Annotated in this window: 7 protein-coding genes; 5 read left to right on the forward strand and 2 right to left on the reverse strand. The window is 50.0% G+C overall.

Features of this window, described 5'->3' with window-relative positions; all coding sequences use genetic code 11:
• Window positions 1-326 precede the first annotated feature (326 nt).
• The 4 genes from SH139x_RS23055 to SH139x_RS23070 all read left to right on the forward strand — a co-directional run bounded on the left by SH139x_RS23055 (window position 327) and on the right by SH139x_RS23070 (window position 5593).
• A complete protein-coding gene (locus tag SH139x_RS23055; RefSeq protein ID WP_488352113.1) occupies window positions 327-728 on the forward strand; it encodes a hypothetical protein in 402 nt (133 codons plus the stop codon).
• Window positions 729-2020: 1292 nt separating this feature from the next.
• Complete coding sequence (locus SH139x_RS23060; protein WP_488352114.1) at window positions 2021-4366, forward strand: PAS domain S-box protein; 2346 nt, start codon at window positions 2021-2023, stop codon at window positions 4364-4366.
• A 63-nt stretch (window positions 4367-4429) separates the two neighbouring features.
• Window positions 4430-4990: an esterase/lipase family protein gene (locus tag SH139x_RS23065; RefSeq protein WP_488352115.1), complete on the forward strand. Its 561-nt coding sequence runs from the start codon at window positions 4430-4432 to the stop codon at window positions 4988-4990.
• A 54-nt stretch (window positions 4991-5044) separates the two neighbouring features.
• On the forward strand, window positions 5045-5593 hold the full coding sequence (locus tag SH139x_RS23070) for a hypothetical protein (RefSeq protein ID WP_488352116.1): 549 nt from the start codon (window positions 5045-5047) through the stop codon (window positions 5591-5593).
• 150 nt (window positions 5594-5743) lie between these two features.
• On the opposite strand, the gene SH139x_RS23075 is transcribed toward SH139x_RS23070, so the two are convergent.
• Window positions 5744-5899, reverse strand: coding sequence for a hypothetical protein (locus tag SH139x_RS23075; protein ID WP_488352117.1), 156 nt, complete (start codon window positions 5897-5899; stop codon window positions 5744-5746).
• Between the two features lie 106 nt (window positions 5900-6005).
• Between SH139x_RS23075 and SH139x_RS23080 the strand changes: the two genes are divergently transcribed.
• On the forward strand, window positions 6006-6521 hold the full coding sequence (locus tag SH139x_RS23080; RefSeq protein WP_488352118.1) for a hypothetical protein: 516 nt from the start codon (window positions 6006-6008) through the stop codon (window positions 6519-6521).
• Between the two features lie 844 nt (window positions 6522-7365).
• Here SH139x_RS23080 and SH139x_RS23085 read toward each other — a convergent pair.
• On the reverse strand, window positions 7366-7944 hold the full coding sequence (locus SH139x_RS23085; protein WP_488352119.1) for a PEP-CTERM sorting domain-containing protein: 579 nt from the start codon (window positions 7942-7944) through the stop codon (window positions 7366-7368).
• Window positions 7945-8068: the final 124 nt, after the last annotated feature.

Genomic DNA, 8068 nt, shown 5'->3' on the forward strand with positions numbered 1-8068 from the left:
AATTAGGCCTTGTTCTGGCGACCCCCAGGTTTTGGATGGCACGCTGGGGAATGGTAAACTACGGCAAGTCATCCTGGCCTACTTACCGTGATGAACCCTCGCGTCGGAAGTGGTTAGGATATTCATCTCAGGCCCTCCGGCTGTAATGAGCCTGGCCGTTCCTACACTCAAAAGATGCAAAGCGAAAATGTGTCGTACGGGAGTTCTGGTAGCGGCTCTACGCTGCACAACCAGTCAAATTCGGTAACCCTGTCAACATGACCGTTTGGACATGAGTGTTGGTTACTATAGAACTTTCGTAATTCCACTTCTTGGGAAAAAGTAACTTGAACAAATTAATGAAACCGATTCTAGGCGTCCTTTGCGGATTTGCTATCTTTTATTTGGCGACATGGTTTATGTTTCGGTCAGATAAGACAACTCAGGATTTTGCCGACCATGTTTATCGTGCTCGGTACAATGATGCAGCCGAAATGCTCACCGCCCCGTGTTCGATTGAATTGGAAAAAGATGGCGGTTTCAAGCTGGTAGATCGTGCCGGCAAAATAACGGTTGTCCCACCAGAGCAATTGCCATTTAAGGTTGGGGGAGGGCGTTCAGACGGAACGGGAGATTTTTCAATGACTGCGCTCGGAAGCTCTACGAACGGCCGATTAGATGCACCCGCCATCATCATGTACCTGAGCGTTACGGGCGGAAGGATTTGCATCGATCAGGTGGATTCCTAATCGCAGCAGTGGGATGGGTGAGTCAACCAATATACCCGAGTCTCCGAGTTGAGATTATTAAAGTGGTCGGTCGCCCACGCTAATGCGTTCATTCAACCAAAAGGGCGGTGCGGTGTATCATAGTGAAACTAGCTTTTCGCGGGAGATTCATGTTGCAAACAATGTTGAGCCGGGAGATTATTTGCTCGTTTGCTCGGTGTCGTACCAGGCTTGTGACACGCGGCAATACCTAAGACCAATTAAGGCACTGCTAAGTTTAAAGATATCAGTTTCGCATTGATGGTTTTATGCCGGGCTTGAATAGTATTTTGTGCCCTTTCTGCGGTTAAGGCGAACCTGTGGTTGCAGCTTAGTCGCGCTTTGAAGCGGACAATAAGCTCTCCCGTGCCGTAATGCTTTCATGACTAAGTTTTTACGCCACATCGAGTTCCGCGGATTCCAGAAGTCGCGCACGACTTCGGATGCTGGGATCATTCCACTTGGGACAAATTGGGAACCGACTGATTGGAACGGCCTCGATATGTAAGTGAGGTACGCTCTCCCGGTAGCATGTGTGGGTTTAGCAAAAATCAACATCTATGGCACATAAAGCGGAATCCTAGCTCCAACTGAAGCTGTGCTTGGCGTTGCAACCTGCTTCAGCAAGCAGCCATGGGTGGCTACAAACTGGCACAGCGTCGTCTCGAAAAAGAATCTCACATAACCAAGCCATGAACGAGCGGACTGGCAAGGCCAGGCCTGATTGATAACCCGAGCCTACTTGCATCCTCCGCGGAATGCGGACGGACAACTCAACCGTTCGTGCTAGTCAAAAAATTCTTGCGGTGGAGATCACCATGCGGTACTCTGAATTAAGGCGAAACGAGGGACTCGTGCGTGACGGCGAACGTCAGCCGCGAAAACGAGTGCCGTCGCACCCCAAAGTCCAAAAACAAAGGAAGGCAAGGAACAGTCAATTTCACGGGAGCGACCACCAAGTTGTCTTCTGCGGTACTACCTCAAGTTTAATCGCCCCGTGAATTCGGCCGTTCGTCGTGAGGATCTGTAGTTTGCGATTTCATATGCCACCAACCATTACAACGCAAAAACTGAAACTGAGTTCGACGAATTTCCAATCGAAGCCGACCTCGAACGCATAAAGAAAGTCATTACTGACTACGGTTACATGCTCATGCAGGATAATGATTTGGAAACCGAAGTAAGTGCGGGTACCGTGGTCGCCAGACTTAAGGCGAGCCAACGACCTAGGTTGGCCAGATGTCGTCCAAATGAGAAAAATGAACGGAGTTTAAATGAATGAGAAGCGATCGCGGAAATCTCCGGAGACTGAAATACAATCCGGCAGCGCGGCTCATGATGGTGCGTCTTCTGGATGCGACCCATCAGCTTCAGGTTTTGAGCTGGCTTCTTCCTTGGACGATGGCAACAGCCAGGGAGCATCAACGGAGATTTTCTCAAATAGTGCTGCTGGATTGGCCGATCACCTACGGGAAAATACTGGCCCATCTCCAACTGTCGAGAAATCATCTGCCATTGATCAGTTGTTGCATGGTCACGACAAAACGCTTGACCAGCAAAAAATTCCATCCGCAGTACGACTAGAGAAATACCACCCCTTCAACGCCCGATACATGATCGGTGAGGAAATCGGCAACGGCGGTATGGGCCTGGTTTATCGGGGCTGGGATTTGCAATTGCAACGTAATGTAGCCATCAAGATAGTCCGCCGAGAGCATCATGGTAACGAGAAGCACCTTATTCGCTTTCTGCGCGAAGCCAGAATTGCGAGTCAGTTGAGCCATCCCGGCATCTTGGGGATTCATGACTTCGGCACCGAGCCCGCAGGTTCGGCTTACATGATCACGGACCTGATCACTGGCAAAACGATGGAGCAGGCGATCGCGGATACGATCGTCGACGGATCAAAACGGGAATCGATGCTCACAACGTTTTTCCAGATTTGTCAGGCCATCGCTTTTGCACATGCCAACAGAGTTGTCCACCGCGATCTAAAGCCCGCCAATATCATAGTGGGTGATTATGGTATCGCAACCGTTCTTGATTGGGGCTTGGCCAAAGTCCTCACAACCAGCGAGCTCCGATCAAAAAACGTCTGCGAGGAATCCCTTAGACCCCTACCCCTAGAGAACACCGACGAATCATTTGAACACCCGAAATCTGATTTGGATACCGTATTTGGTACGATCATGGGCACCCCAAACTTCCTCGCTCCGGAACAAGCTCGCGGTGAGGCCGTTGATTATCGGGCTGATGTTTTTGCTCTAGGTGGAATTTTATGCAACTTACTTACCGGCTCGCCACCTTTCGTTGGCGATACACTTTTCAAGGTATACAAAAAAAGCGTTGCCGGAGACTTGTCTTACGCGTTCGATCAACTTGATCGATGCGGTGCTCCGATTCCGCTCATTCAGCTAGTCAAACGATGCCTGGCGGCCGACGTCAGCAGTCGACCAAAAGATGCCAGCTTTTTGGTTGATAACCTGCAAGCATATCTCGAATCAGGTCAGCGAAGAGCGGAGGAAGAGTTAGTCCGATTCTTCGACTTATCCCTTGATCTCTTTTGCATCGCCACCACAAAAGGCTATTTCTGGAGACTCAACGACAATTTTTCCCGAGTTCTCGGCTACTCGAACAAAGAACTTACAGCCAAACCGTTTATCGAGTTTGTCCATCCAGACGATCAGCCGGAAACCCTCAATGAAATAAAAAGGCTATCGCGGGGCGAACCAACTATTCAATTCATTAATCGTTACCGACTCAAAGATGGTCAGTACATATATCTCGAATGGACAGCTCGATCGGTAGAGGACGAAGGTGTGATCTACGCGGTTGCCCGAGATGTATCAGGACGCATTCGGCTTGAAGAAGAAAAACTTCGCGCCGAGGCGGACTGCTTCCGGCTATCGGAAATTGTCGATTCGGCTGGCGATGCGATCGTTGGTAAGAATCTGGATGGAGTGATTCAAAGCTGGAATTACGGAGCCGAAAGACTGTTCGGCTACACATCCGATGAAATGGTTGGGCAGTCGATTACCAAATTGCTTCCAGCCGATAGGCTCGAAGAAGAGGCAACCATTCTAAAGCTGCTTTGCAAGGGACGACGCGTCGAAAATATTGAAACGGTTCGTATCCATAAATCCGGCGCACCAATTGATGTCTCTGTCAATGTCTCGCCGATTCGCGACGCTTCCGGAAAAATTACCGGCGCATCGAAGATTGCTAGAGACATTTTAATTCAAAAGAAACTCGAATCGGAACTCCAGAAAAGCCGCAGAGAACTCGTTGGATTCGCAGAAGATGCAAATATGCCACTTCATCATGTCGACCAAACAGGAACAATCGTATGGGCAAATGACGCTGAACTTAAGCTCTTGGGTTACACCCGCCAAGAGTACGTCGGGCAACCAATCGCGAAGTTCCATGCGAATCGGGCGACGATCGGCGACGTTTCCAACCAGCTAATTCAGGGAAACTCCCTATCCCATTACCGTGCGCAACTCATCGCCAAGGAGGGTTCGATAAAGGATGTTGCAATCTACGCCAGCGCATTTCAAGAAAATGGAAAATTGATCTACACGCGTTGCATCACAATCGACTTGACACCATTTGCTTGCTAAGGAAGTGCGTAAGCCAGCCGGTGTTGTGTCCCATCGAACACTAATCTAAATGGTGATCGGGTAATGCATAGGAAATCGCTGCTAATCGTTCACGGGTTTGGGGTCGCATCGTGCATCTTTCGACCGTTTATGCGACGGATTGAGCGTGGTGGTCTAGCGGTTCAGCTGTTCCGCTACCCGAGCGTTGGACTTGAACTAAGAGACATTGTCGATAGACTGTCGGCGAGTCTGCGTGAATCCCCCCCTGACGCGATCATCGCGCATAGCCTTGGGTGCGTTGCAACTTGGCTAGCGGTCCATGATAATACATGGCGAGGGCCGATCGTCTTTCTGGCTCCCCCGTTGAAGAGGCTGCCGTTGACCCGCTTGATTCCTCCGTTCCTGCGTTGGCCCTTTGCGCCACTTTTGGATCACCGAGCGCTGATGGCCGCTCCAAATTTTCGATTGCCCGAACTAAGCGGTTGTACCATCCGGACAGTTGCCGGTCGATGCGACTTGCTCGTACCTCTTTCGTGCACATATCACGATGATATTACTGATCCGTATGTTACGATGGACACCCACAACTCAATGCTGTTTTCTCCGCGAATTGCACGGCAATGCTGTGCCTGGCTAACTAATTGACCAATTTCCTTTGGAAAATCACCCGTAATTTCCACAGATTCTTGGAAGCCGAACATGAGAACTCATTTGCTGCTGATGTTTGTATGGCTATGCTCTTCCGTCGCCTGGGCGGAGCCGGTCAAAGTCGGCGACACGAAGATTACCTTTGAACCACCTGCAAAGTTCAAGCCGGTCCCCAAGGAGCTTATTGATCTCAAGTGGCCAAGCGATCGAGCGCCACGATATGTCGTCGGAAATGAATCGGCGACTACAACAGTCGCATACGACATTAAACCAAATCAAATACCGCAGGATAAACTTGGCGAAGTGCAAACCGCATTTACCCGGCTATTTAACCAGATCATTCCCGGAATTGAATGGAAGAGTAATGAGATCATCGAGCATTCCGGACAAAAATGGCTGCTCTTGGAAATGACCTCACGCGCGGTTGACACTGATATTCACAACATCATGTTGGTAACTGGATACCAAGGCAAGATGTTAGTGTTCAATTTCAATTCAACGAAAGAGGAATTTCCCAGGTTGGAAAAAGAGCTTCGCGCGAGCCTGAAATCGATCAAGCTGCCAAATAACGGAGAAACGGCTGAAGGCAAGCCGGAATAGACGGCGGAGAGCAAGTTCTAAGTGGGGTGAGGGTAGGTGATCAAGCAGGTCACAGTAGAGGACAGTAATGTTCCATCACGGACTTTGGAAATTAAAAATCGATGCCATCCAAGACAATCCGATTTCGTCTGAAGACGCATTGCTCGAGTTTCAGACGGAGTTACCAAACGTGTCAGTGACACGAATGCCATAGTAGACTCTGGGTGGCAAGGTAAGAAAATAGCCCGCTTGTGTTTCTTGTTTGCGATGCTCGGCAACGCTATCCTTATTCGCGTACGGTGTCAGCGGCCAGTTTCCGCAACTCACAACGATCACCGTCAAAAGCCATGTCAAACGGAACAAATTACCAACTGTATCCCGTGCACAGTGCCCGCGATGGCCCCGCCTTACTCTGCAAAAATTGAATGAAACTATGGAACTCCCGCCACAAGTCACAACCTTAATTGACTCAGTTTCCGAGCTTCCCGGTGTTGCCGCTTGCTTCTGCGGGCCCAAGCCACTAATGGACATTGAGGCCAGTGATTTATCTCTACCCGGGGAATTCGGTGACCTGCCGCAAGTCCCGATCCGGCGAACCGACGGTGGCCTCGAAAACGAAGTCATGATTCAGATAGAGATAGTTTTCCACCGGACTGCGGATGCGTGGGTGAGTCTTGAATTTCTGGCTTGGTGGGTGCGAGACTACGCACGTAGCGGTCATCAAATTCAAATGCGCCCAACGGCTTTGCCGCCCAAGGCTTATGAGATTCAATTGGGAAGAACGCTGAAGTTTTTCATCGAATATTTTGTGATTGAACCTGCCGATTCTTACGACAAGACACTTGAAGTTTGCCAAGAGTTAGGCGAATCAATACGAGAGAACCTCAAAGAGTATAGCGAATGCTTCGCCACTCCAGCCGAGTTCACTGGGGATGTGGAGAGCATCTAGGGCTAGCATGTAAAGTAATCATCCCAGCCGAACCATCCCTGGCTCACTCGGATCAATTTGCACCGTTGACCGCTTACAGATAGTCTACAGATTACGGCGGCTGATTTTTGAATTATCCATATTGCCGGCTTGCGTGTCTGGTCCTCGCGTGCAGTTTCCCATCGGTCGCCTTCGCGTCCGACTTTGGCGGCTTGGCTGTTGGCGGTTTGCTTATCCTCGCAGCAATGTGCGGTTTTTCGTTGGCACTGGCCGCGGTCACGTCGAACGTTCTGAGACGGAAGCCTATGTTGCCGGTTGTTCCTTGTCGCCTAACCAGAAGTCTTTGTGGCCAATCCATGACAACAAGGGTTGAAACTAAATATCATTTGAAGCTTGTTCCAGCCCCCTCATCTCCCTGTGCCTCGCCCAATTTACCTCCGCAGCAATCGGCCGTAGTTTCGGCTCGCTGATCGGCTGGATTTCGGAGTCCTTCGCTGGAAAGAACAGTGTTTCCGCCTGGATATCCGGGGCCAAGCTCAGCAAATTCATAGTTGGCGAGAGCCTCGCTCGACCCACATGTTCCAGTTCCGCCAATTTCGTTTAGTCTTTGACAACGCCCGTTCTAAGTTTCGCCATTTCTAGCGGAAGATTCTGTTTCCGGAAGGCTCCGTGACAAACTTTCGATGACTCGAAGAAACTTGCCAAACAGAAAATGCTCGACCAGCTCTTACAGCCCAGTGCGTAATTTGGGTAAAATATGTCAGGTCAAGTTCTGGCTACTACACACTTCGCTCGCCGCTGGTCTTAGCACACTCCGTTGCTTCGAGGAGCAGAAAGCAGGGCAATGCTCGTTTCGCAGTGCGGCTCATCGCCGTCGGAACCTAACGAGCAAAAAACTTCCGACCGCCAACAACGCTAACGAACTCGGCTCGGGAACGGCTGTGACGTTAAATGTCCCAGTCCCAAAACGAACCTCATCAAATTGTTGTGTGCCGCCTCCAACGAGTTGCCCACGAGCGGTAAAGAATTCACTAGGCGTGCTATCGAGCGAAGAAGTGCTTAATATGTGTTCGCCGATCTCCGTTGCGACAAAGGTGCCGGAGGCAAGCAGAAACGGGCCGAGAGAACTGTCGTCCACATTACTAGGATCAGCTCCAACGACTACCGCATCATTCTGAACGAATAGCAATGCACCCACTTCAATGAGACGGCGACCATCGAACGATCCACCAGAGGGAAAGTAGTCGGCAAAGTCAATGCCAATTGTCGCAGGACTTAAGATCTCGCTGCGAGAATCCTCTAACGTAAATGAGACAGACGCGATTCCGAAGTTGGTAGCATCGGACTCCGGCAATCTTGCCATCACATGCCATGAGACCTCCTCTCCGACGACGACATTGGGTCGATCGATAATAACGTCGAGCGCTAAAATCACTTCTGCCATGGCGATTGACGGTAAAGCAAGAGCTAAACAACAGCCTGTGAGCGTAAGGGGTAAAGTGCGCATTAAGTTCATGTTTCTATTCCAAGCGAATAAGATCTTAAAATGAGAAGTATCAATGAAGTTA

It is taken from the genome of Kothea flammea, from assembly GCF_052161645.1.
GTDB lineage: Bacteria > Planctomycetota > Planctomycetia > Pirellulales > Pirellulaceae > Laterigemmans.

Bases quoted from the DNA above. Each gene is read 5' to 3' on its own strand.
- SH139x_RS23060 (WP_488352114.1), top strand. From the start codon at position 2,021: ATGAATGAGAAGCGATCGCGGAAATCTCCGGAGACTGAAATACAATCC.
- SH139x_RS23065 (WP_488352115.1), top strand. From the start codon at position 4,430: ATGCATAGGAAATCGCTGCTAATCGTTCACGGGTTTGGGGTCGCATCG.
- SH139x_RS23070 (WP_488352116.1), top strand. From the start codon at position 5,045: ATGAGAACTCATTTGCTGCTGATGTTTGTATGGCTATGCTCTTCCGTC.
- SH139x_RS23080 (WP_488352118.1), top strand. From the start codon at position 6,006: ATGGAACTCCCGCCACAAGTCACAACCTTAATTGACTCAGTTTCCGAG.
- SH139x_RS23085 (WP_488352119.1), bottom strand. From the start codon at position 7,944: ATGGCAGAAGTGATTTTAGCGCTCGACGTTATTATCGATCGACCCAAT.